We start from the raw sequence: 23,546 nt of genomic DNA, 5'->3' as shown, positions 1-23,546 counted from the left end.
ATAAGGAGTTATATTGATTAACTTTGACAAAACTTAAGTTGAAAATGGAAAACAAAATACGATGGGGCATCTTGGGCCCTGGACGGATAGCCCATAGTTTTACAAAGGATTTACTACTAACCAAGACCTCTGAGTTGGTAGCGGTAGCCTCAAGGAATTTGACCAGAGCTGCCGATTTTGCCAAGGAATACGATGCCAAATATGCCTTTGGCAGTTATGAGGAACTTTTTAATTCTCCAGATGTAGATGTCATCTATATTGCCACCCCACATACACAACATGCCACATTGGCCATTGCTGCCATGGAACACGGAAAACACGTTTTGTGCGAAAAGCCCATGGGCGTAAACAGCGATGAAGTAAAGAAAATGATTGCTGCGGCCCAGAAGAACAATGTATTTTTAATGGAGGCCCTTTGGACCAGGTTCAATCCTACTATCAGAAAAATAAAGGAAATGGTAGACGCTCAGGAAATTGGCGATCTGAGTTACCTCCAGGCAGATTTTGCTTTTTATGCCTTGGACAGGGAGGAAGATGGAAGATTGCTAAACCCTGCTCTAGCCGGGGGCTCCCTTTTGGACATAGGAATTTACCCTATATTTTTGGCCTATTTGCTGCTAGGGAAACCAACTAAAATATTGGCATCCTCTAAATTTCATAAAACCGGTGCAGAAATCCAGACTTCGTTGGTTTTTGAATACGATAAGGCCCATGCGATGCTTTATTCTGGCCTAACCAGCAATTCTGAAATGAAGGCAAAGATTACCGGTACCAAAGGATCTATTTATATACACCCGAGATGGCACGAGACCACTGGATTTTCCATAGAGTGCAATGGAGAAAAGGAGGATATTTTGGAACCTACCTTAGGGAAGGGATACAGCTATGAAATTGAAGAGGTGAATTCCTGTTTGACCTCGGGAAAGTTAGAAAGTGATCTTTGGTCTCATAAGAACAGTTTGGAGTTGATCGAAATTTTGGACCAGATACGGAAACAAACGGGCATTGCCTTTCCTTTTGAATCCTAAAGTTTTTGCGTTTCGTTTATATAATCTTTTAAAAATTACGATATTTGTCGGTACCAAAAAAAACTAATCGAATATGGGAATGAACAAGAATACCGTGCTTGCATGGGCGACCTTTATAATGATTATTGTAGGCCTTTCGTTGATTGCTCTAGGGGCTTTTAGATATAAAGATATTGCAGGATGGGGGTTTGCAGCAGTGGGTATTGGTTTTTTTGCCATTGCTTGGGTATTTAATGCCTTAAAAGGCAGGGTATAACTTAGCCAAATCAACAATTTTAATCATATTATTTTATGTCTGACGATAAGAAAGTCATTTTTTCCATGTCTGGGGTTACCAAAACCTATAAGACAGCCAATACACCTGTATTAAAAAATATTTACCTGAGCTTCTTTTACGGGGCCAAGATTGGAATCTTGGGTCTTAACGGGTCTGGTAAGTCTACTTTGTTGAAAATTATCGCAGGAGTAGATAAAAACTTTCAGGGAGATGTAGTATTCTCTCCAGGTTATAAAGTTGGTTATTTGGAACAAGAACCGCAATTGGATGAATCCAAAACGGTTTTAGAGGTTGTTAAAGAAGGGGTGGCCGATACGGTTGCTATTTTAGATGAATACAATAAGATCAACGATATGTTTGGTCTTCCCGAGGTTTATGAGGATGCAGATAAGATGCAAAAACTTATGGACAAACAGGCAGAACTTCAGGATAAGATAGACGCCTCGGACGCTTGGGAATTGGATACGAAATTGGAAATTGCCATGGACGCTCTGCGTACCCCGGAACCCGATAAGAAAATTGGGGTACTGTCTGGAGGGGAAAGAAGACGAGTGGCACTCTGTAGGTTATTGTTACAAGAACCAGAAATATTGCTGTTGGATGAACCTACCAACCATTTGGATGCAGAATCTGTACATTGGTTGGAGCACCATTTGGCGCAATATAAGGGAACCGTAATTGCAGTAACTCACGATAGATACTTTCTTGATAATGTGGCCGGATGGATCTTGGAATTGGATAGGGGTGAAGGTATTCCTTGGAAAGGGAATTACTCCTCTTGGTTAGAGCAAAAGTCCAAAAGAATGGCCGATGAAAGTAAGGTAGCTTCAAAAAGACAGAAAACGTTGGAGCGTGAGCTGGAATGGGTACGTCAAGGAGCAAAAGGTAGACAGACCAAACAAAAGGCACGTTTAAAAAATTACGATAAATTACTGAGTCAGGATCAAAAACAATTGGATGAGAATTTGGAAATTTATATTCCAAATGGCCCAAGATTGGGAACCAATGTAATCGAGGCTATTGGCGTTAGTAAGGCCTATGGCGATAAATTGCTTTATGAGGACTTGAATTTTAAACTGCCTCAGGCGGGAATAGTAGGGGTAATAGGGCCAAACGGAGCTGGTAAAACTACTATTTTTAAAATGATTATGGGGGAAGAGAAGCCTGATAGCGGAGAGTTTGTGGTAGGAGACACTGCAAAAATCGCCTATGTGGATCAGAAACATTCCAATATCAACCCAGAGAAAACGATTTGGCAAAACTTCAGTGATGAGCAGGAGCTGATCATGATGGGAGGCAGACAAGTGAACTCCAGAGCTTATCTGAGCAGATTTAACTTTTCAGGAAGCGAACAAAACAAAAAGGTAAATATGTTATCTGGAGGGGAACGCAATAGATTACACCTGGCCATGACCTTAAAAGAAGAAGGTAACGTCTTGTTATTGGATGAACCTACCAATGATCTCGATGTAAATACTTTACGAGCCTTGGAAGAAGGTTTGGAAAATTTTGCAGGCTGTGCCGTGGTCATTTCCCACGACAGATGGTTTTTGGATAGGATCTGTACACACATCCTTGCATTTGAAGGTGATTCCCAAGTATATTTCTTTGAAGGGTCGTTCTCAGATTATGAGGAAAACAAGAAAAAACGATTAGGGGGAGATATAATGCCAAAACGTATCAAGTACAAAAAATTGATCCGCTAGGTTGACCATAAATAAGAGTAATAAAAAATCCCGTTGAAGAACGGGATTTTTTTATGCTATTTATTTAGTATGATTCTTTTGGATACCAGTCTAGCTGAACCACATTAATGGCTGGATTTCCTTTTTCTACCAAAGCTTTGAATTTGGTAACATCACTAACATTTGGGTTGCCTCTGTAATGGTAAGGGTACACCTGCTTGGGTTGAAATTCCAATACCGCTTCCGCAGCACTTTCCTCTGTCATTGTGTATGGAAGGTTCATGCAGATAAAAGCGGTATCAATATTTTCCAAGGAGCGCATTTCAGGAATATCTTCCGTATCTCCTGAAAAATAAATACGCTTACCGCCCATGTTAAGGACGTAACCATTACCTCTTCCCTTAGGATGCATTTGAAGAGCTTCTTTTCTTAAGTTGTACATCGGAACAGCTTCAACAGTAATACCATATCGCTCTTTGGAATCCCCGTTGTTCAAGATATCCAATTGTGTGGCAAACTCTTGTGGCATTTTATCGGCCACCTCTTGAGGTACTATGATTTTTGCCTTTTCAGTATTTAGTTCCTGTAGCGTCTCAAGGCTGAAATGATCTCCATGTATATCAGTAATTAGAATTAGATCGGGCTGACTTTGTCCTTCATAAGCCACTGCACCACCAACTGGATCTACATAAATTGTAATGTCTCCCCATTCCAATACGGTACTAGCGTGTTCAATGGGAACAATTTTTAGTTCTTCTTTTTCCGTTTTTGGGGTAGTTACCTCCGTAGTCATAGGTTCAATGGACTTTTCCTTAGGGGCATCCTTGCATGCTGTTAGCATGGAAGAAAAAACTGCAAGCAAAATTATTATAGTTTTCATAATGTAATTGTTTTAGTTAAAGGTATCCTAGAATAGGTTGAAAGTATTAAGATTTAAATCGATAAATCTTTTAACCTCATAAGAAATATCAATTTATTAGTAATTCCATTTTAATATTACTTCGTTCATAGGGGGTATCGGACTCCAGATATATTTCTTGAAAACCGTATTTTTTATAGATATAAATGGCATTTTCCAACTTCGTATTGGAATAGAGAAGTATTTTATTCCAATTATTTGTTCTGGCAAAGGCCACGGCATGGTCCATTAGTGCCTGACCAATCTTTAAACCTTGATATTGTGGATCTACAGCCATTTTGCCTAGTTCGTATATCCTATCATCAATCATAATAAAGGAAAAACATCCAACTATGGTGTCTTGGTACTTAGCAAAAAATATAAAGCCTCCTTTGTTGATAATGGTCTGTTCACAGTTTTCCAAGAGATCGGCATCATGTGATTCAACATAAAAAAATTTCTCCAACCAAGCTATATTAAGCGCTTTAAAGGCAGGTGCATATTTGGGTTCAAAAGATATTATTTCTGTGGACATGCTGGTGAAGTGGATTGAATGATTGTATAAAATTAAGGTTAAGATTTATTTATTGTGTGATATTAAATTTTTTTTCCACAAAAAAATCTAAAAGTACAATTGCGACGTATATAGTCGTATACAAACAATCAGCTTTTAACAAAAAGTCAAATCAACTAAAGGATAATTAATAAATTTATTATGACTGAAACTAAAAACAATAACAGTTTAAAAGTAATCGCTGGATTACTAGGTATCATTTTATTGGGTACAATTATTTACACAGTAAGTCTTTACAAGGATAAGCAAAAGACCACTGAGATTTTACAACAAGAAAAACAATTGGTGGTTGAGGATTTAAATAGTTTGAAGTCGGAATACGACAAAGCTATTATTGAAAGTAACATGACCAACGAAGAATTGGTTATTGCCAGAGACAAAATTGCCAAATACATTGATTCTGTTAAAACAATGAAAGGTGATATTTCTTCTTTGTACAGATTTAGAAATCAAGTTACTGTCCTAAAGAAGGAAAGAGAGCAGTTGATGAAACAAGTAGATTCTCTTACTAGGTCTAACAGCAGATTGGCCATGCAGAGAGATAGTACTTATGTAGAATTGGAAAAACAAACTGTTTTCAACGATTCTTTGGTAGTACAGAACACACAATTGGCTTCAGCTGTTGAAAAGGGATCTGCCCTTAACCTTTCACAATTCTCTGTTGACGCAGTTAAAGAAAGATCTAGTGGTAAATTGGTTTCTACCCAAAGAGCTAGAGGAACAGATAAATTTAAAATTTGTTTCACTATAGCGAACAACGCAATTGCTCAGGCAGGCGACAGAGAGTTCTACATAGAGGTATTGGATCCACAAGGAAACGTATTGGGTGAAAGTTTTTCTAAAACTATTGATAGCGGTGCTTCCGTAACCTATAGCAAAGAAACTAACTTCTACTATGAGAACAAGTCTTTGGATGTTTGTGATTACATCAGCAAACCTTCAGGTGATTTTCAAAAAGGAAATTACATGGTAAATGTTTATGATGGTAAATTAAAATTATTGGGAACTTCTAAGTTCACCTTGAAATAGTAATCACTATTCATAAATAACAAAAAAAGGGGCAATCATTTGATTGCCCCTTTTTAATTCTTTTATTATTGAATTATTTCATCGATCCAACCATATCTTCCGGCTTTACCCAATCATCATAATCCTCAGCTGTAACATAGCCCAGATTGATTGCTTCTTCTTTAAGCGTGGTTCCATTCTTATGTGCTGTATTGGCTATTTCAGCTGCTTTATAGTATCCAATTTTGGTGTTTAAAGCAGTGACCAACATTAAGGAATTGTTCAACAGTTGTTTAATAACGCCATGGTTGGGCTCTATCCCGATTGCACAATTCTCATCAAAACTGACACAGGCATCCCCAAGTAATTCTGCAGATTGAAGAATATTTGCAGCCATCATAGGTTTAAATACGTTTAACTCATAGTGACCTTGGGTACCGCCTACAGTGATGGCAACGTCATTACCCATTACTTGAGCACATACCATCGTAAGCGCCTCACACTGGGTTGGATTCACTTTTCCTGGCATAATAGAACTACCAGGTTCATTGGCAGGGATGATAATTTCCCCAATCCCAGAACGCGGTCCAGAGGCCATCATTCTAATATCATTGGCTATTTTATTCAAGGCCACTGACAATTGTTTTAAGGCACCGTGACTTTCCACAATAGCATCGTGGGCAGCTAAGGCTTCAAATTTGTTTTCGGCGGTGATAAAGGGTAGGCCTGTAAATTTGGCAATATATTCTGCTACCAAAACATCATAGCCTTCAGGGGTATTTAATCCTGTTCCTACGGCCGTACCACCCAATGCCAATTCACTCAAATGTGGTAAAGTATTTTTTAATGCTTTTAGGCCGTGGTCCAATTGGGAAACATAACCAGAAAATTCCTGACCTAAGGTGAGGGGGGTTGCATCCATTAAATGGGTACGACCAATTTTCACCACATTTTTAAATTCTTGTGCTTTTTTATGTAATGTATCTCTAAGTTGCGTTACTCCAGGAATGGTCACTTCAACAATTTTCTTGTAAGCCGCAATATGCATCCCTGTAGGGAAGGTGTCATTGGAAGATTGAGATTTGTTCACGTCATCGTTGGCCTGAATCGTTTTTTCTCCTTCACCTATTTTATTCCCCGCCATTTCATGTGCCCTATTGGCAACAACCTCGTTCACGTTCATATTGCTCTGGGTTCCAGATCCTGTTTGCCAAATCACCAATGGAAATTGATCGTTGTGTTTGCCTTCCAAGATTTCATCACATACGGCAGCGATCATATCCCTTTTTTCTTTGCTAAGAACTCCAAGGTCATGGTTGGCATAGGCTGCAGCTTTCTTAAGATATGCAAAGCCATAGACGATATCCAAGGGCATGGAAGCCGAAGGACCTATTTTAAAATTGTTTCGGGAACGCTCTGTTTGTGCGCCCCAATATTTATCGGATGGGACCTTAACCTCTCCCATAGTGTCTTTTTCAATTCTAAAGCTCATTTTAAAGTGGTTTTGTTTCTTACAAAGGTACTGCTTTGCCAATTTATTTCCATTTTTTTTGAATTTGATTTGTAGTATTCACCTATTTCAAAGTATCTTTGTAAACGTTAAAATTTATCACTCATGTTTGAATTCGACCAGTACTTAGGTTTCTTAGCATTTTTAACGATTCTTACCATTGGATTTTGGTTAATGATATTTCTATTGACCTTTGTTATTCCTTATTGGTTGGGTGGTTCATTGTTGGAATTCTTGAAAGAAAAACGCGACGCCAAAAAAGCGAAACGCAACGAATAAAAAAAGGAGCCACATGGCTCCTTTTTAATTTAATTTGCTGTTTGTCCGAGCTAGTAAATATTTGATGACCCTTTACGCAATGGGCAAGAAACGCTAGGTTGATTGTAATTTGCAATGACAACTTAAATCATTGTATCACCTTTGCCCTTTATCCTTTTTGTTTTGAGAAGGCTGTTTGTAAAATAATACGTAGAATATCTAAGTCAATAAAAAAGGAGGCCTAAAGCCTCCTTTTTTATTGACTTATTTTTATGTTGATTTATTTTGAGCCTCCGCCGTAGTCCCTTTCATCATCGTCATCACCCCCTCTTCTCTGATTGTTTTGCTTTCCTTTAGGTTGGTTAAAACGGTATACAAAAGAAAGGTTAAACTGCCTTTGTCTCCATTGAAATTCGCTATCGGAAGTAAAAAAATCGGTTTCTGTAAAAGATCTTCTTTTTCTGGAGTTCAATAAATCACTCACATTAAAGGCGAGCGTTCCCTTGTCCCCCATGATATCTTTACTAAAGGCCAAGTTCAAAGAGAAGATCCCTTCGTTTTTGGTCTGGGCATTATTACTGGGCCCAGAATAAAAGGCATTGGTTTGCCACTCTAATTTGCCGGGTAAGGTGACCTTAGAACTAAATCGGGTAAACCAGCTTGTATTTTGGGCGCCATAATCCACACCATTGAAAGCTCCCTCGGTTGAAAACTGGAAAAAATTAAAGCTATAATTTAAACGTAACCATTTGGTTGGATTATAAAGTATGCCGGCCTCTGCACCAATCCTTTCATTGGTAGACAGGTTAATAGGTACGGTACGAATAATCCTAATACCATCTTCTGTCAATTCTCCTGTTTCTTCCTGAACTCTTTCAAAAGAGTTGGTCTCTTTCTGATAGTAAATAGACGAAGTAAAGGTTAACTTCTCCCATCTTTTTAAATAACCAAGGTCATAGGCATTGGCAAAAGCAGGGTCTAAATCTGGGTTTCCTTGAAAAATATTTGTCCTACTAGATCGTGATGGAAAAGGATTAATATACCATCCTCTTGGTCTGTTGATTCTGCGATTATATCCTAAGGTAATGTTTTCACGTTCTGCAATTTCGAAAATCAAGTTAAGGGTAGGGAAAAGGCCTAAATAGTTTTTATCAAAATTAAGATCTATATCTTCCCCTATGGATTCCTGTAAGGCCTCTAGATCAAATGATGTCAACTCTCCTTTTAATTGGGTGTTTTCCAATCTTAATCCAGCAAGAAAAGAGAATTTTCCATACTTATTGCCATATTGGGTATATAGCGCATTTACATTTTCTGTATACTTAAAATTATTGTCTTGTCGCAGCACTAATTCCCCAGTATCCAAATCTTCAGTTTCCAATTTAAAAGGATTATCAGTCACTTCAAAATTTCCACGATATCCAGCTTCAAACTGTGCATCTCCCATTGGCAATACATAATCCGCTTGAAATAAAAATTCTTTCTGCTTTTCCTTTTCGTTAATATTTTCGAAGGCTAATAAATCATTATTAGGAAAGGTATTGTTCTCTTGAATCACAGTAAAAATATCTTCTTTGTCAAAGGAATACTGTAAATCTGCAGTTAACTTTTGACCATCGTCGTCCAACCTGTTAATGTAATTAAGGGATATCTGATTGCTTTTATCATCCTCCCTTTCGTCCTCTGTTCTAATTGTTCTACTGGCAATATCGGTTCCTACAAAGCGTCTACTTAAGTTCTCGGTAACATCGGTTCCATCGGAAATTCTAGCGAAATATCCAGCGGTAACAGAAGATTTATCGGTAAGAAAGTATTCCATTCCAATATTGAAATTAAAACTAAGATTTTCCCTTTCAATGTTCCTATCCTCTATGATTCTATCAAAATCACCATTGGCATAAGTGTTGTCAGCGAATCCACCTCCCGGTGGTTGTCTATAACTAAAACCCAACGTATTAAAAATATTGAATTTGTCCGTACGGAGGTTTAGGTTAGAACTAATTTGACTGGCTGTGGGATACCCTATAGTGGTATTTATTGTACCATTAAAACCTAAAGTTTTCTCTTTTTTCAGGATGATATTAAGAATACCGGCGGTACCCTCGGCGTCATATCTCGCGGACGGGCTTGTTATGACCTCTACTTTATCTATAGCATCGGCTGGTATTTGGCGTAAAGCATCTGTGGAACCAAAACCTGCTAAGGCAGAAGGTCTTCCGTTGATAAGTATACGTACATTTTCATTTCCTCTTAAACTAATTCCTCCCTCCACGTCTACACTTACAGAAGGAACATTGTTCAAGGCATCAGTTACAGTAGCCCCACTGGTGGTTATATCCTTACCAATATTATAGATCTTTTTGTCAAGTCTCACCTCTACTGTTGTTTTTTCACCTACAACTTCTACAGCTTCCAGTTGTTCAACATTGATGCCAAGCTTAATGGTGCCAAGATTTTTGGATGCCGTTATATTTTGACTGTCCAAACGGTAGGTATTGTAGGAGATATATTCCACACGAATGTTGTACATACCAGGTTCCGTTTCTACACTGAACTTACCATTTATATCTGTGATTCCACCGGTTACTTTCTCGGGATTATTTACGCTTTGCAATATCAGGGTGGCATATTCCAAAGGTTCATTGTATTCCTTATCCAATACCGTTCCAGATACCGTAACAATATTACTTGTGCCCCTAGATCTTTGTGCAAAGGTTAACGTTGTGGAAAGAACAAGCAATAATGGTAATAATTTTTTCATAGCGTAGTTAGTGGCTTAAGTATTAGTTTTTCTTTTTCTTTTTCTTTTTTCGTTTTGTTTTCCGGATACCATCTTCTTTCATATTTAAATAAGCTTGGTATTTTTCCTCGGGAAGACCTGCTTTTAATTCTGCGTCCTGATTCAAATTGATTTTTTCGTAAGCTTCTCTCATTTTATCAGTTTCCAATTGTAAGATCTGGACCTCAATACGCTGCTGCATATATTTGATCAAAGTGGTACTAACAACGGCCTTTTCAAATTCATTCAATTCTAAAGCCTCAGCAATGGCCGGCATCTGGGTTTCTACCATTTCCTCTGCCGTTAAAGGTTCCACTTTTTCGGGTGTTTGTTGGGTTTGTGGAATATTACTTTGCCTTCTGCCATATCCATTATTACCATAACCATTGCCATAACCGTATTGTGCCTGGATCAGGGTGGTTGAAAAGAGTAAAATTAATGCCGTGAAAATGAATGTGTTCTTGTTGCTCATAGGTTTGATAATTGGTTAGAGGCCAAAAATACAGGAAGGTTTAAGCCGCCTTGGTTAAATGTATGTTAAATAACATTCAACAAAAACGGCTTAGATGAAAATTGAGGTTAAAGTTTGTTAAAGAATAACAACAAAACGTTAAACAAAAATAAAGAAGGGGTTTAGAGCAGTTCGTTTACCTTTTCTGGAGGTCTCCCAATAATGGCTTTTCCGCCGTCAATTACAATAGGTCTTTCTATGAGTTTGGGGTAGGCAATCATAGCATTGATGATATCTTCTTCCGAAAGTAGTTTTCCCCGAAACTTTTCTTTCCAGATTGGTTCATTTTTTCGGACTAAATGCTCTGCATTCAAAGAGAGGCAGTTTAGGACTTCCCTAAGTTCCTCCTTGGTAGGGATGTCCTCCAAATACTTAACAACTTCATACTCCTTGCCAGATTCTTTTAAAAGGTCCAACGCTTCTCTAGATTTTTTACATCTTGGATTATGATAAATTTTGATCATTACTTTATATTTGATTCAACTTTTCTGATATTGATTGAGAATTGTCTTATGGATTTTTAATTTCATACAACCAACTAAAGACTAATCAGATTCCTCTTTTTGCCCCATCATCATGAGAAATGCTTTTAGGAATTGATTGATATGACCATCCATAACGGCATCAACATTTCCTGTTTCTTCTCCGGTCCGTACATCCTTTACCAGTTTATAGGGGTGCATCACGTAATTTCTAATCTGTGAGCCCCATTCAATTTTCATTTTAGATGCTTCAATTTCATTTCGGGCAGCCTGTCTTTTACGCAACTCTATTTCGTACAATTGTGATTTAAGTAGACGCATGGCGTTTTCCCTATTTTCCAATTGGGATCTTGTTTCCGAGTTATGGACCACAATTCCGGTAGGGTGGTGGGTTAAAATTGCTTTGGTCTCTACCTTGTTGACATTTTGCCCCCCAGCACCTCCTGATCTTGCGAAGGCCCAAGAAATGTCGGCCGGATTGATGTCTATTTCAATACTATCATCGGCTAGTGGGTATACATATACAGAGGCAAAGGAAGTGTGCCTTTTAGCATTGCTGTCAAATGGGGAAATACGAACCAATCTATGGACCCCATTTTCTCCTTTTAACCATCCAAAGGCAAAATCGCCCTCAATTTCCAGGGTGACCGTTTTTATTCCGGCAACATCCCCTTCCTGATAATTGACTTCTTTGACTTTGTACCCATTTTTTTCGCACCACATTAAATACATACGCATCAACATAGCTGCCCAATCGCAACTTTCGGTACCCCCGGCACCGGCTGTGATCTGTAAGACGGCACTAAGATCATCTCCTTCATCGGAAAGCATGTTCTTGAATTCGAGATTTTCAATAGCATCGACTATTTTGTCGTAATGCTGTTGTACCTCTTCTTCGGGAATTGCACCTTCTTTTTGGAATTCTATGAGAACCTCCAGATCGGTTAAAAGTGATTTTGCCTCATTGAAATCGTCTACCCATTGTTTTTTGGATTGGATCAATTTCATATGGGCCTGGGCTTTCTGGGGGTTGTCCCAAAAATTAGGTTCCAGTGTTTTTTCTTCTTCGTTTTCTATTTCGACAAGCTTGGCATCTATGTCAAAGATACCTCCTTAACGCACCTAGGCGATCAATGAGACTCTTATAATTGTCCGTAGTTATCATATTCAATAATTTGATCCAAAAATAAGGTTCTTTTTTTTGACTTGTGTGAAAAAAGGCAAGGTTATTTATTGTTGGGACTGCACTTCCACAGAATGCACGGTCTCATTCTTCCCAATGGCATAAACTACTCCCTTCAGAGGAGAGCAATCGTTGTAATCCTTCCCATGGGCAACTTTAATATGGTTGTCATTGACTAGCAGGTTATTGGTAGGATCAAATCCTATCCACCCTGCTTCGGGAATAAAACATTCTGCCCAAGCGTGCATCTGGGAATCCCCGAAATAACCAATTCCTTGGTGAAGATACCCGGAAACGTAGCGGGCAGGAATTCCATTGGCCCTAGCTAGAGCACAAAAAAGGTGGGCAAAATCTTGACATACGCCTTCCTTATTCTTCAGTACCTCCTCCAATTTGGTATCTACATTGGTGACCCCAGTTTTAAAATTGATATAAAGGTACACCCAGTGGTTTAATTGCTGTAGATTTTCAAAGATGCTTTCGGAAGCATCAAATTTAAATATGTTTTCTACTTCTTTTGGTAGTAAGGTATATGGTGTTTTACGCAAATAAGGCTCAAAATCTGCCTTAAAGTCCAAGCTTTTTATTTCCTTGTAATTTTCCGCTATGTTAAAAACGGGAATATGTTCAAACGGATTTAAGCTTTCCTTGGTCAACTTAAAAGAGCCCTTGAAGTTTATATTTTGGAAGCTTTGTAACGGAGATACCCTAATGGTTTGAAAACCAAGACCATTTGTAGAATACTCAAATTTAGCATTGAGGGAGTTTTCGAAATCTACCTCGATCAATTTCTGGGTATCGTTCGTTTCTGGTACAATTAAGAATTGCCAAGCGGCTTTATCCACAGCGTGCTCATAATTGTTTTCTGCCTTATAGGTAACTGTATATTCAAAGGACATCTGATGGTTTTGAGTCGACAAAAGTAAGTCAATGCTTTATGATTCAATAGTTAAAAAATTCATTTTCCGTTTTTTGACTTATTCGCACTAAACTGTTAAGTATATTTTCAATGAAAAGTTGAATATCTTCCTCAATTTCTTCTGCATATTTAAACTCGTATTCCCCTTTGATCTTACTGATTAAAAAAGCGGTAGAATTTTTATCGGGATTCTTTGATTCATCCAGTACCTTGATATGTTTGTGCACCTGGTTGATACTGTTGATAACAGATCGAGGACAATCTGGATTTAAAATCAAAAATTCCAAGGTGCAAATACTGTTGGGAGTTTTTTTATAAAATCGCCTCATCATATCATAAGATTCCACACATTTTAATAGGGTTATCCACTCAAAGCTATCGCTGATGTTGTCACCGTAATTTCCTTTGGCAAGAACCGCATCATTATACTTGGAGTTGATGATTCTAATTACCTGCGTAGCTCTTTCTAAGTTAATGCCCAACATGGTAATTGCGTATACTTCATCGTGTAGCAGCGTGCCCCTAATCTTTCCCCTCATAATAGCGGTCATTTCCGCGATGTTCATTGTAAAATCGTACAGTCCCTTTTTTTTGAAATCTTCTATAGAATAACTGATCACAAAATGATAGAACTTGTTAATGGCCTCATAGAGCTCTGTAGATATCAAATCTCTGGCACTATTTGCATTCTCCCTTGCCAATTTTACATTGTTGATGATAGAATAGGGCTTATCAGGATTTAGTCCAATGTTATATAGGACATCCTCTTCATCCAACGTTACTGTATTATCTTTAATTGGATCACCAACAAAAAACATCATGGACCGCAACACGAACTGTCTGGACTGGGAGAGCTCGTTGGGTGCATCCAATGAGGAAAAATAATTTACGTTTAAATACCTGGCCAAGTGTTCGGCGCGCTCAATATAACGCCCCATCCAGAAAAGATTATTCGCAACTCTAGCTAACATATGTTGTTTTTATTTTTTTAATACCCAAGTGTCTTTGGATCCTCCTCCTTGTGAAGAATTAACGATTAGATTACCTTTTTTAAGCGCAACCCGTGAAAGACCTCCTTTCAGAACAAACTCTTTTTTGTCGCCCAGTAATGTAAATGTTCTAAGATCCACATGTCGTTGTTCAAAAGACTCTGTATCGTCTATATATGTAGGGTGAACGGAAAGGGACATGATGGGTTGGGCGATATACTTTCTAGGATGTTCTTTGATTTGTTCCTGGACTGCCTTTATTTCTTCCTTGGTAAGTTTATTTCCTATGGAAATGCCATATCCACCGGCTTCATCAACAGGCTTCACCACTAATTCATGGATGTGTTCCAATACATATTTTAGTTCATCGGGTCTACTGCAGTGATAGGTGTGCACATTGTTGAGAATTGGCACTTCATCCAAATAATATTTAATGATCTGGGGCATATAGGTATATACTGCCTTATCATCTGCGACTCCAGTTCCAGGAGCATTTGCCAAACAAACATTCCCTTTTAGATATGCCGAGAAAAGACCTGGAACTCCTAAAGAGGAATCAGCCCTAAATTCCAGCGGATCCAGAAATTGGTCATCTACTCTTCGGTATATTACGTCTACTTTTATGGGCCCACGAATGGTTTTCATATATACAAAATCATTCTCTACAAAGAGATCCCTACCTTCTACCAATTCCACACCCATTGCCTTCGCTAGATAGGAATGCTCATAGAAAGCAGAATTGTACATCCCTGGGGTAATCACTACACAATTAGGAATGTCCACGCCTTTAGGTTTTACACTCTCCAGTATTTCCAAGAGATTTTCTGCATAGTTGGTGACAGTATGTGTCTTATAATGATTAAATACTCCAAATAGTGCCCTTTTTAGTGCGGTTCGGTTACAAATGACATAACTTACACCTGAGGGACATCTAATATTGTCCTCCAAAACATAATATTCTCCATCAGAATGTTTGATGATGTCCGTTCCTGATATATGGTTGTAAACGCCTCCAGGAGGATCTACCCCTATCATTTGGTGTAGGTAATTGGCTGAAGAACTTATAAGGTCCAAGGGAACGATACCATCTTTGATAATTTTTTTATCGTGGTAGATATCCCATAAAAATAAATTTAATGCCTTGCTTCTTTGAATGGCCCCGCGTTCTATGATATCCCATTCATCGGGGTCTATTATCCTTGGAAAAAGATCAAAGGGAAATATTTTTTCCTTAGTGTCATGTTCCCCGTAGGTCTGAAATGTTATTCCTTGATTAAAAAAGGAAGACTTGGCCTTATTGTTCAGTTGCACATAATCCAAGATGGAGTGATCCCCATACAGGTCAAACAACTTTTGGTATACATTTTTAGTGTTACCAAGGTTGTCAAATACTTCATCAAACAAATGGGGATTGTTAATATAAGAGGAGAAAATGGGTTTTTTGATATTAGAGCTCATATACTAAATTTTCTATAAGATACTGCATTTTAGTTAATTGAATATTTAAACTTGTTTTATAGATCTCAGAATTATTAATTAGACAAAAAGAAGAGTTTGTTATTGTCAAATTAACGATTTCAATTTAAAATACCAAGAGATAATAATGTTTGAACCATTTTACATAAATTTAGAACTTCAATTTTTAGTACTATGAAATACATCTTTAGCTTTACAGTTGTCTTCTTTATGGCAATCACCGTATTATTTGCCCAATTTTCCGAAAAAAGTAAAAATTTCAAGAAATTTGATGGCCTCTTTACCTTCTACTACGATCAAGGGAATGATAAGGTGTATATGGAGGTAAGCGAATTGAACAAAGAATTTCTTTATGTCTATTCCCTTAGTAGTGGTATAGGGAGCAATGATCTAGGCTTGGATCGCGGCCAATTGGGTAACGAACAGGTGGTATACTTTAAACGGGCAGGCAACAAACTTCTTTTGGTACAGCCCAATCTTAAATATAGGGCCATCACAGAGAATTCCCTGGAGAAAAAATCAATAGAGCAGGCATTTGCCAAATCGGTTTTGTTCGGATTTAAAATAGAAGAGGAAAAAGACGGTCGTTTTATTATTGATATGACCGATTTTTTAATGCAGGATGTTCATGGGGTAGCTTTAAAATTAAAGGAGAAAAAGCAAGGAAATTATAGTCTGGATAAGAGTAAAAGTGCCATAGATCTGGAACGTACCAAAGCATTCCCTGAAAATGTGGAAATGGATATTATTTTAACCTTTACTGGGGTTGCAGAGGAAAAAGCCAAGCTTTTGGAGGGAGTCGCCCCCAATAAAAGTATTGTGACAGTATCCCAGCACCATTCATTTATAGAGCTGCCCGACAATGGCTATAAAAAAAGGGAATTTGATCCAAGAAGTGGGTCCTATCCTTTTTCGTATTACGATTATGCCACGCCAGTTCAAGAACCCATTTTAAAACAGTTTGTTACGCGCCACAGGTTGGAGAAGAAAGATCCTTCAGCTACGATGAGTGAAGCAGTAGAACCCATTATATACTATTTAGATAATGGCACCCCGGAGCCCGTACGCTCTGCTCTATTGGACGGTGGCAAATGGTGGAACCAAGCTTTTGAAGCTATTGGGTATAAAGATGCATTTCAATTGAAAATGCTTCCGGATGATGCCGATCCATTGGACGTTCGTTACAATGTGATCCAATGGGTACATAGGTCAACAAGGGGATGGAGCTACGGAAGTAGCATAACCGATCCAAGAACGGGAGAAATTATGAAGGGTCATGTCAGCCTAGGGAGTTTGCGTATAAGACAGGATTTTCTAATTGCCCAGGCGCTGATGGACAAGCCTTTTGCAGAACGTGATGACAATTACCAAGAACTTTTGGACCTTTCCTTGGCCAGAATAAGGCAATTATCAGCTCATGAAATTGGTCACACCCTTGGTTTTTCACATAATTTTGCGGCAAGTACCAACGATAGAGCTTCGGTAATGGATTATCCGCATCCTCAATTTTCAGTTAAGAATGGGAAAATAGATTTTTCAAAGGCCTATGCCACTGGGATAGGGGAATGGGATAAAGTTACGGTTGCCTATTCCTATTCACAATTAGAGGAAGGAAGTAATGAAAGGGAGGCGCTAAATGCTATATTGACCGATGCACAAAATAAGGGATTACGATATATCTCCGACTCGGATGCAAGACCAGCAGGTGGAGCCCACGCATTAGGGCATTTATGGGATAACGGAAAGGCAGCTAGCGATGAACTTACAGATATGCTAGAAGTGAGAAAAGTGGCCATCTCCAATTTTTCTATGGATAATATCAGAAAGAACGAACCCAATTCCGTGTTAGAGGACGTTTTTGTGCCCTTATATTTTTTCCATAGGTATCAAACTGAGGCCGTAGCAAAGGTCATAGGAGGGTTGGATTATAATTATACGGTTAAAGGTGATGGACAGTTAACAGTTGAAACTGTAGATAAAAAAGTACAGGAAAATGCCCTTAAGAGTATCTTAAAAACACTGGACGCCCAAGAAATTGCTATTCCCAAGGATAAATTGTCCTTATTTCCTCCCAGGGCCATTGGCTATAACAGGACAAGGGAATCATTTAAGGGTAAAACAGGTGTTTCCTTTGATGCAATATCGGCTCCGGAGACCGCAGCGGATATGACATTGAAGCTATTGTTGCATCCCGAACGGGCATCCCGACTTATCCAGCAGAAAAGTTTGGAACCTTCCAATTTGGGGTTAAAAGAGGTGATGGATGACTTGGTAAAGGGCACCATATACTATGACCTTAAGGATCCATATAAAAATGAAGTGCAACAATCCATCAATTTTAGGGTGTTGTTCCATATCATGAATTTAGCGTCCCACGATAAGGTGCACCCACAGGTGAATGCGATTGCAAGCGCTGTTTTGATGGATATCAAATCAAATTTGGTGTCTAAATCCAAAGATGCGATCAGCAGGGAAATAGTCAGGAGAATAGATGATTTCTACAATCATCCAGAGCAGTTCAAAGTTAAACCAAGTCCAGGTATTCCCGATGGATCGCCCATTGGAATGGATTGTATGGAGTATACCAATTAAAACTACAGTGATATTTTGGAAATAAATTTGATAAGTGATACGGTAACAAAACCCACACCGGGAATGTTGGATGCGATGATGTCCGCAAAAGTAGGTGATGACGTTTTTAAGGCAGATCCTTCGGTCAATGCTTTGGAGGAAAAGGTTGCTGCCATGTTTGGAATGGAAGCTGCCCTTTACTTTCCCAGTGGTACCATGACCAACCAGGCAGCCATAAAGTTGCATACACAACCCGCAGAACAATTAATTTGTGATAAATATGCCCATGTCTACAATTATGAAGGTGGAGGTATCAGCTTTAATAGCGGCGTATCATGCAAGCTGGTAGATGGTCATAGGGGAATGATGACAGCAGCACAAGTGGAGGATTCCATTAACCCTCCAGATTTCTACCACAGTCCTTTGACTTCTTTGGTCTGCGTTGAAAATACAACGAATAAAGGTGGAGGGGCATGTTGGGATTTTGAAGAATTAAAGAAAATCAGAAAAGTTTGCGATTCCCATGGGCTTGCCTACCATTTAGATGGTGCCCGATTATGGAATGCATTGATAGCCAAAAATGAAAGCCCTAAACAATACGGGGAACTTTTCGACACTATTAGCGTTTGTCTCAGTAAAGGATTGGGATGTCCTGTAGGCTCTGTTTTGGTGGGTGATGCAGCTCTTATTCAGAAAGCTGTTAGAGTGCGAAAAGTGTTGGGCGGAGGAATGAGACAAGCCGGATTTTTAGCAGCCGCAGGGATTTATGCGCTAGATTATCAGTTAGAGCGTTTGGCGGAAGACCACAAAAAAGCGGATGAAATTGGTGTTTTGCTCAACCAATTAGCGTTTATAAAAAAGGTAGAGCCCATTGAAACCAATATTATCATCTTTGAAATCGATGAAACCTCAATGAGTGCCGAAACTTTTGTGCAAAAACTAAAGGATAAGCACGTGCAGTTAATAGGAATGGGTCAAGGGAAATTACGTGTTGTAACACACTTGGATTATACGGATGATCAACATGAGGAATTTCTAAAGATTCTAAAAAGTTTATAATTCTGGAAACATGGAAATGGTATCGAAATAAGTTTTTAAATTTTTGATACCATTTTCCATTCCGGCTTCAGAACTATAGGGCAGGCTACTGCCAATGAGCTGGCCGTCCTTATTTTTTAATTGAAAAATAAATTTGCCACTGTGGTCAGTCCTTCGTTCAAAAACTTTCCTTTCATTAAGAGAAGCTTGAAGTTCAGTTACAGAATTCTTGATGTCTTCCATGTTTGAAAAATCAATGCTTTCTAAAATAGCATGGCCAGTGGAAGCGGTTACCCTAAATCGGTATACATTTTCATTATATTTCTTAATCTCTATCATCTGCGATTTAGCTTTTATCTAAAAATACTAAACTTTTTGGTTGTGTTGATTTTTTTTACTGTTCTCAGAAAATTTTTCCAATTGTTAAAGGTCATTAAATAATTATGGTATCGCTGAAACGATCTAATGTGGTGTTTGGCAATATTCTTGGAATACTATAAATTACAGGGAACTTTTACCAAGCACACTTTTTCATCCTAATACTCATATTCATTTAGAGTCTCCATTTCTGTTGCCAAAAATTGGAGGCTGTCTTGTATTTCCAAATTTGCCGACCTATAAAAAAGGAACATAGCAGATTTCTTCAGCTGATTTATCTATCCGGTAGGGCCTATATCTATTTGAGAAAAGCATCCATTCCTGGAATATTGGGCATACCTTCTTTTGCAACTGCCCCTAGCTCCGCTTCATTTACTTCTGTAGCCCTTTCTATAGCCTTGTTTAACGTAAGGATAAGATAGTCCTCCAATTGTTCTTTATCTGCCAATAGGCTATCATCAATATGGATAGATTTTATTGTTCTATTGGCCGTAATGGTCACTTTTAGAAGTTCATCTGACGATTTCTCTTCCAATGAAACGTGGTTCAACCTTTCTTTAGTGGCCTTTACTTTTTCTTGGGTTTCTTTTAATTTCCCCATCATTCCCATTAAATCTCCAAACATAATTTCTTTTTTTTCTATTCGATTTCAAAATTACTAAATTGTTCGGACAAACATGATTTTCATGAGACACTTGAAAAAAAAGGAATTAGTTTTTTTATTAAGTCTTAGCTTTGCAGCTTCTTGTCAAAATAATAGAAATGAAATGGTAGATATAAAAGAACCAATAGCAAAGAAAACACCAACGGAACTGGTAAAACACGGTGATGTTAGAATAGACAACTATTATTGGTTGAACGATAGGGAGAATCCTGAGGTTATAGCTTATCTAGAGCAGGAAAATGCCTATTACAATGAACATACCGCCCATACAAAAGAATTTCAAACCACACTTTTTGAGGAAATGAAATCTCGAATAAAAGAGGATGATTCTTCAGTACCATACAAGCAGAATGGATATTGGTACTTTACCAGATATGAAACGGCAAGGGACTATCCCATTTACTCCAGGCGCAAAGGACAAGAGGATGCCCCTGAAGAGATTATATTTGACTGTAATCTTTTAGCTGAAGGACATGATTATTTTAATTTAGGGGGATTGGCCATTAGCACCGATAATACTTTAGCGGCCTTTGGCGTGGACACCTTTTCTAGGAGGCAATATCAATTACAGATAAAAAACCTGAAAACAGGGGAGATTTATATCGATAAAATTGAAAATACAACAGGAGGGGCTGTTTGGGCCAATGATAATAAGACCTTATTTTATGCCAAGAAGGATCCGGTTACCCTTAGATCTGATAAAATATATATGCATGTGCTTGGGACCCCGACAGAAAGTGATGTTTTGGTGTTTCATGAAGAGGACGAAACTTTCAATACCTACGTTTACAAATCCAAATCCAAGAAATATATTATCATAGGTTCATCGAGTACCCTTACTTCTGAATACCGATTTTTGGAGGCCGACGACCCGAATGCAAAATTTAAGGTATTCTCCCCAAGGCAAAGGGGTTTGGAGTATTCCATTGCCCATTATGAAGACTATTTTTACGTAATGACCAATAAAGATGGTGCCACAAATTTCAAATTGATGAAAGTGGACGAGAAGAATACCCTATCCAAATATTGGAAGGAGTTCATTCCCCACAGGGATCATGTACTGCTGGAAGATGTAGATATATTTAAGGACTATTACGTTTTGTCGGAACGTGAAAATGGGCTCAATCATGTAAAGATTACCAGATGGGACAATAGTGAAAGTTACTATTTGCCCTTTGATAACGAAACCTATACGGCCTACGTGAGTACAAATCCAGATTTTGATACGGAAGTGCTACGATACGGGTATAACGCTCTTACTACTCCTAGTTCTATCATTGATTTTAATATGAGGACTAAGGAAAAGGTGGTCAAAAAAGAACAGGAAGTTCTTGGAGGGAAGTTCAATAAGGAGAATTATAGGTCCAAAAGAGTATGGGCCACTGCCCAAGATGGGGTTAAAATTCCTATTTCCATGGTATACCATAAGGATACCAAGTTGGACGGCACTAGTCCATTGTTACAATACGCCTATGCCTCCTATGGGTATACGCTGGACCCCTATTTTTCCACGGTGCGCTTGAGTCTTTTGGACAGGGGCTTTATTTATTGCATTGTCCATGCCAGGGGAGGGGAATACCTCGGCAGAAAATGGTATGAAGATGGTAAATTGCTCAAAAAGAAAAATACGTTTACTGATTTTATCGATGCTTCCAAATTTCTAATAGATAATAAATTTACCACCAAGGATCATCTGTATGCCGAAGGAGGATCTGCAGGTGGCTTGCTTATGGGTGCAATTGCAAATATGGCACCGGAACTATATAACGGCATCATTGCAGCTGTACCCTTTGTGGATGTGGTTACCACTATGCTGGACGAATCCATACCCTTAACTACCGGAGAGTATGATGAATGGGGTAATCCTAACGAAAAGGAATTTTATGACTACATGAAATCGTATTCACCTTATGATAATGTAACCACACATGATTATCCCAATATGTATGTAATTACAGGGTTGCATGATTCCCAAGTGCAATATTGGGAGCCAGCTAAGTGGGTTGCCAAGCTTAGGACGCATAAAACTGATACTAATATTTTATTGTTCAATATTAACATGGATGCGGGTCATGGTGGGGCTTCCGGCAGGTTTGAATCACTAAAAGAGGTGGCCAAGGAATACACCTTTTTATTAGATTTAGAGGGTAAAATCGATTAATTTGAAAAAAATAATTAATTTTGCGGTTGGAACTTTATTAATCTTATAATCAATAGACTAATAGATTCTAACTTAGATGACCTTTATGGAAAATAAGATAAACGCTTACAACAACGTCCTAGAACTCATAGGAAACACCCCTCTAGTCAAACTAAATAAAATTGCATCAGGTCTTACAGGTAACTTCTACGCGAAGGTAGAATCCTTTAATCCTGGTCATTCTTCAAAGGACAGAATTGCTGCCTACATCATTGAAGAAGCTGAAAGAAAGGGTATCCTAACCAAGGACAGTACCATTATTGAGACCACATCAGGAAATACTGGTTTTAGTATCGCCATGGTGAGCATCATTAAAGGGTATGAATGTATTCTTGCCGTTAGCTCTAAATCCTCAAAGGACAAAATAGATATGCTTCGCTCCATGGGAGCCAAGGTGTACGTTTGTCCAGCCCATGTTAGTGCAGATGATCCGAGATCGTATTATGAAGTTGCAAAAAGACTTCACAGTGAGGTAAAAGGTTCTATCTATATCAACCAGTATTTCAATGATCTAAATGCAGAGGCCCATTACCGTAGTACAGGTCCGGAAATTTGGAACCAGACCAACGGGAACATTACCCATTTAGTGGCCTGTAGTGGAACTGGTGGAACTATCTCCGGGACCGCTCGCTTTTTAAAAGAGAAAAATCCAAATATTAAAATTATAGGGGTTGATGCCTTTGGTTCCGTATTAAAAAAATACCATGAAACCAGAGAATTTGATTCAAATGAAATATACCCTTACAGAATTGAAGGTTTAGGTAAAAATTTAATTCCTTCTTCCACAAACTTTGACGTTATAGATGAATTCATCAAGGTAACCGATGAGGAAAGTGCTCATACTGCCAGGGAGATCTCAAGAACTGAAGGGATGTTCGTAGGGTATACCAGCGGAGCAGTAATGCAAGCCGTTAAGCAGTTGGACGAAAATGGGGAATTTGGAAAGGATAGTAATATTGTTGTTATATTTCCAGATCACGGTTCAAGGTACATGAGCAAGGTTTATAGTGACCAATGGATGGAGGACCAAGGATTTTTTGATACGAAACATGAATCCGAACCACAAGAAATACAATACGTAAAATAAGGAGCCTTATGAAGGTAATATCAAAAGCAAT

21 protein-coding genes are annotated in these 23,546 nt (G+C 38.4%); 9 read left to right on the top strand and 12 right to left on the bottom strand.

The window, feature by feature from the left end:
• The first annotated feature begins 44 nt into the window (after nucleotides 1–44).
• The 3 genes from SB49_RS04970 to ettA all read left to right on the top strand — a co-directional run bounded on the left by SB49_RS04970 (nucleotide 45) and on the right by ettA (nucleotide 3,011).
• Nucleotides 45–1,028: a Gfo/Idh/MocA family protein gene (locus tag SB49_RS04970; protein ID WP_062054427.1), complete on the top strand. Its 984-nt coding sequence runs from the start codon at nucleotides 45–47 to the stop codon at nucleotides 1,026–1,028.
• A 73-nt stretch (nucleotides 1,029–1,101) separates the two neighbouring features.
• Nucleotides 1,102–1,284: a CAL67264 family membrane protein gene (locus SB49_RS04965; protein ID WP_062054425.1), complete on the top strand. Its 183-nt coding sequence runs from the start codon at nucleotides 1,102–1,104 to the stop codon at nucleotides 1,282–1,284.
• A 35-nt stretch (nucleotides 1,285–1,319) separates the two neighbouring features.
• Nucleotides 1,320–3,011 carry an energy-dependent translational throttle protein EttA gene (gene ettA / locus SB49_RS04960; RefSeq protein ID WP_062054423.1) on the top strand — a complete coding sequence of 564 codons (1,692 nt, stop codon included), beginning with the start codon at nucleotides 1,320–1,322 and terminating at the stop codon, nucleotides 3,009–3,011.
• Between the two features lie 64 nt (nucleotides 3,012–3,075).
• Here ettA and SB49_RS04955 read toward each other — a convergent pair whose 3' ends face one another.
• Together SB49_RS04955 and SB49_RS04950 are read right to left on the bottom strand one after the other, a co-directional pair.
• The gene (locus tag SB49_RS04955; protein WP_062054421.1) at nucleotides 3,076–3,870 is read right to left on the bottom strand and encodes an MBL fold metallo-hydrolase; all 795 of its coding nucleotides are present in this window, start codon (nucleotides 3,868–3,870) and stop codon (nucleotides 3,076–3,078) included.
• An 88-nt stretch (nucleotides 3,871–3,958) separates the two neighbouring features.
• Nucleotides 3,959–4,423 carry a GNAT family N-acetyltransferase gene (locus tag SB49_RS04950; RefSeq protein WP_062054419.1) on the bottom strand — a complete coding sequence of 155 codons (465 nt, stop codon included), beginning with the start codon at nucleotides 4,421–4,423 and terminating at the stop codon, nucleotides 3,959–3,961.
• A gap of 180 nt (nucleotides 4,424–4,603) precedes the next feature.
• Here SB49_RS04950 and SB49_RS04945 point away from each other — a divergent pair, with 180 nt between their 5' ends.
• Nucleotides 4,604–5,491 carry a hypothetical protein gene (locus tag SB49_RS04945; protein WP_062054417.1) on the top strand — a complete coding sequence of 296 codons (888 nt, stop codon included), beginning with the start codon at nucleotides 4,604–4,606 and terminating at the stop codon, nucleotides 5,489–5,491.
• Between the two features lie 73 nt (nucleotides 5,492–5,564).
• On the opposite strand, the gene fumC is transcribed toward SB49_RS04945, so the two are convergent.
• Nucleotides 5,565–6,962 carry a class II fumarate hydratase gene (fumC, locus tag SB49_RS04940; RefSeq protein ID WP_062054415.1) on the bottom strand — a complete coding sequence of 466 codons (1,398 nt, stop codon included), beginning with the start codon at nucleotides 6,960–6,962 and terminating at the stop codon, nucleotides 5,565–5,567.
• A gap of 123 nt (nucleotides 6,963–7,085) precedes the next feature.
• Here fumC and SB49_RS16100 point away from each other — a divergent pair, with 123 nt between their 5' ends.
• Nucleotides 7,086–7,259, top strand: a complete 174-nt coding sequence (locus SB49_RS16100) for a hypothetical protein (RefSeq protein ID WP_062054413.1) — start codon at nucleotides 7,086–7,088, stop codon at nucleotides 7,257–7,259.
• 259 nt (nucleotides 7,260–7,518) lie between these two features.
• On the opposite strand, the gene SB49_RS04930 is transcribed toward SB49_RS16100, so the two are convergent.
• The 7 genes from SB49_RS04930 to SB49_RS04900 all read right to left on the bottom strand — a co-directional run bounded on the left by SB49_RS04930 (nucleotide 7,519) and on the right by SB49_RS04900 (nucleotide 15,559).
• Nucleotides 7,519–9,999, bottom strand: coding sequence for a TonB-dependent receptor domain-containing protein (locus SB49_RS04930; RefSeq protein WP_062054411.1), 2,481 nt, complete (start codon nucleotides 9,997–9,999; stop codon nucleotides 7,519–7,521).
• A 22-nt stretch (nucleotides 10,000–10,021) separates the two neighbouring features.
• Nucleotides 10,022–10,489: a hypothetical protein gene (locus SB49_RS04925; protein WP_062054409.1), complete on the bottom strand. Its 468-nt coding sequence runs from the start codon at nucleotides 10,487–10,489 to the stop codon at nucleotides 10,022–10,024.
• A 161-nt stretch (nucleotides 10,490–10,650) separates the two neighbouring features.
• A complete protein-coding gene (arsC, locus tag SB49_RS04920) occupies nucleotides 10,651–10,992 on the bottom strand; it encodes an arsenate reductase (glutaredoxin) (protein WP_062054407.1) in 342 nt (113 codons plus the stop codon).
• An 81-nt stretch (nucleotides 10,993–11,073) separates the two neighbouring features.
• Nucleotides 11,074–12,175, bottom strand: a protein-coding gene (gene prfB / locus SB49_RS04915; RefSeq protein WP_145758357.1) for a peptide chain release factor 2 whose coding sequence is annotated in 2 segments (ribosomal slippage) — nucleotides 11,074–12,111 and nucleotides 12,113–12,175 — 1,101 coding nt in all. Because the reading frame shifts where the segments join, the coding sequence is not laid out codon by codon here.
• Between the two features lie 65 nt (nucleotides 12,176–12,240).
• Nucleotides 12,241–13,092, bottom strand: a complete 852-nt coding sequence (locus SB49_RS04910) for a transglutaminase-like domain-containing protein (protein WP_062054403.1) — start codon at nucleotides 13,090–13,092, stop codon at nucleotides 12,241–12,243.
• Between the two features lie 43 nt (nucleotides 13,093–13,135).
• Nucleotides 13,136–14,083, bottom strand: coding sequence for an alpha-E domain-containing protein (locus tag SB49_RS04905; protein ID WP_062054401.1), 948 nt, complete (start codon nucleotides 14,081–14,083; stop codon nucleotides 13,136–13,138).
• 9 nt (nucleotides 14,084–14,092) lie between these two features.
• Nucleotides 14,093–15,559 carry a circularly permuted type 2 ATP-grasp protein gene (locus SB49_RS04900; protein ID WP_062054399.1) on the bottom strand — a complete coding sequence of 489 codons (1,467 nt, stop codon included), beginning with the start codon at nucleotides 15,557–15,559 and terminating at the stop codon, nucleotides 14,093–14,095.
• Nucleotides 15,560–15,751: 192 nt separating this feature from the next.
• Here SB49_RS04900 and SB49_RS04895 point away from each other — a divergent pair, with 192 nt between their 5' ends.
• A complete protein-coding gene (locus SB49_RS04895) occupies nucleotides 15,752–18,169 on the top strand; it encodes a zinc-dependent metalloprotease (RefSeq protein WP_062054397.1) in 2,418 nt (805 codons plus the stop codon).
• 15 nt (nucleotides 18,170–18,184) lie between these two features.
• Complete coding sequence (locus tag SB49_RS04890; protein ID WP_062054395.1) at nucleotides 18,185–19,207, top strand: threonine aldolase family protein; 1,023 nt, start codon at nucleotides 18,185–18,187, stop codon at nucleotides 19,205–19,207.
• Here SB49_RS04890 and SB49_RS04885 read toward each other — a convergent pair.
• Complete coding sequence (locus tag SB49_RS04885; protein ID WP_062054393.1) at nucleotides 19,202–19,525, bottom strand: DUF1508 domain-containing protein; 324 nt, start codon at nucleotides 19,523–19,525, stop codon at nucleotides 19,202–19,204. The genes SB49_RS04890 and SB49_RS04885 overlap by 6 nt on opposite strands.
• 337 nt (nucleotides 19,526–19,862) lie before the next feature.
• Nucleotides 19,863–20,189 carry a YbaB/EbfC family nucleoid-associated protein gene (locus SB49_RS04880; protein ID WP_062054391.1) on the bottom strand — a complete coding sequence of 109 codons (327 nt, stop codon included), beginning with the start codon at nucleotides 20,187–20,189 and terminating at the stop codon, nucleotides 19,863–19,865.
• 61 nt (nucleotides 20,190–20,250) lie between these two features.
• Here SB49_RS04880 and SB49_RS04875 point away from each other — a divergent pair, with 61 nt between their 5' ends.
• Both SB49_RS04875 and SB49_RS04870 read left to right on the top strand, forming a co-directional pair.
• A complete protein-coding gene (locus SB49_RS04875) occupies nucleotides 20,251–22,389 on the top strand; it encodes a S9 family peptidase (protein WP_062058874.1) in 2,139 nt (712 codons plus the stop codon).
• Nucleotides 22,390–22,474: 85 nt separating this feature from the next.
• The gene (locus tag SB49_RS04870; RefSeq protein ID WP_062058871.1) at nucleotides 22,475–23,515 is read left to right on the top strand and encodes a PLP-dependent cysteine synthase family protein; all 1,041 of its coding nucleotides are present in this window, start codon (nucleotides 22,475–22,477) and stop codon (nucleotides 23,513–23,515) included.
• The last annotated feature ends 31 nt before the right edge of the window (nucleotides 23,516–23,546 follow it).

This window comes from Sediminicola sp. YIK13 (genome assembly GCF_001430825.1).
Lineage (GTDB): Bacteria > Bacteroidota > Bacteroidia > Flavobacteriales > Flavobacteriaceae > Sediminicola.
The sequence above is the reverse complement of the archived record's forward strand: the minus strand, read 5'-3'. Positions and strand labels throughout refer to the sequence as shown.

Bases quoted from the DNA above. Each gene is read 5' to 3' on its own strand.
- SB49_RS04970 (WP_062054427.1), top strand. From the start codon at position 45: ATGGAAAACAAAATACGATGGGGCATCTTGGGCCCTGGACGGATAGCC.
- SB49_RS04965 (WP_062054425.1), top strand. From the start codon at position 1,102: ATGGGAATGAACAAGAATACCGTGCTTGCATGGGCGACCTTTATAATG.
- ettA (WP_062054423.1), top strand. From the start codon at position 1,320: ATGTCTGACGATAAGAAAGTCATTTTTTCCATGTCTGGGGTTACCAAA.
- SB49_RS04955 (WP_062054421.1), bottom strand. From the start codon at position 3,870: ATGAAAACTATAATAATTTTGCTTGCAGTTTTTTCTTCCATGCTAACA.
- SB49_RS04950 (WP_062054419.1), bottom strand. From the start codon at position 4,423: ATGTCCACAGAAATAATATCTTTTGAACCCAAATATGCACCTGCCTTT.
- SB49_RS04945 (WP_062054417.1), top strand. From the start codon at position 4,604: ATGACTGAAACTAAAAACAATAACAGTTTAAAAGTAATCGCTGGATTA.
- fumC (WP_062054415.1), bottom strand. From the start codon at position 6,962: ATGAGCTTTAGAATTGAAAAAGACACTATGGGAGAGGTTAAGGTCCCA.
- SB49_RS16100 (WP_062054413.1), top strand. From the start codon at position 7,086: ATGTTTGAATTCGACCAGTACTTAGGTTTCTTAGCATTTTTAACGATT.
- SB49_RS04930 (WP_062054411.1), bottom strand. From the start codon at position 9,999: ATGAAAAAATTATTACCATTATTGCTTGTTCTTTCCACAACGTTAACC.
- SB49_RS04925 (WP_062054409.1), bottom strand. From the start codon at position 10,489: ATGAGCAACAAGAACACATTCATTTTCACGGCATTAATTTTACTCTTT.
- arsC (WP_062054407.1), bottom strand. From the start codon at position 10,992: ATGATCAAAATTTATCATAATCCAAGATGTAAAAAATCTAGAGAAGCG.
- SB49_RS04910 (WP_062054403.1), bottom strand. From the start codon at position 13,092: ATGTCCTTTGAATATACAGTTACCTATAAGGCAGAAAACAATTATGAG.
- SB49_RS04905 (WP_062054401.1), bottom strand. From the start codon at position 14,083: ATGTTAGCTAGAGTTGCGAATAATCTTTTCTGGATGGGGCGTTATATT.
- SB49_RS04900 (WP_062054399.1), bottom strand. From the start codon at position 15,559: ATGAGCTCTAATATCAAAAAACCCATTTTCTCCTCTTATATTAACAAT.
- SB49_RS04895 (WP_062054397.1), top strand. From the start codon at position 15,752: ATGAAATACATCTTTAGCTTTACAGTTGTCTTCTTTATGGCAATCACC.
- SB49_RS04885 (WP_062054393.1), bottom strand. From the start codon at position 19,525: ATGATAGAGATTAAGAAATATAATGAAAATGTATACCGATTTAGGGTA.
- SB49_RS04880 (WP_062054391.1), bottom strand. From the start codon at position 20,189: ATGTTTGGAGATTTAATGGGAATGATGGGGAAATTAAAAGAAACCCAA.
- SB49_RS04875 (WP_062058874.1), top strand. From the start codon at position 20,251: ATGAGACACTTGAAAAAAAAGGAATTAGTTTTTTTATTAAGTCTTAGC.
- SB49_RS04870 (WP_062058871.1), top strand. From the start codon at position 22,475: ATGGAAAATAAGATAAACGCTTACAACAACGTCCTAGAACTCATAGGA.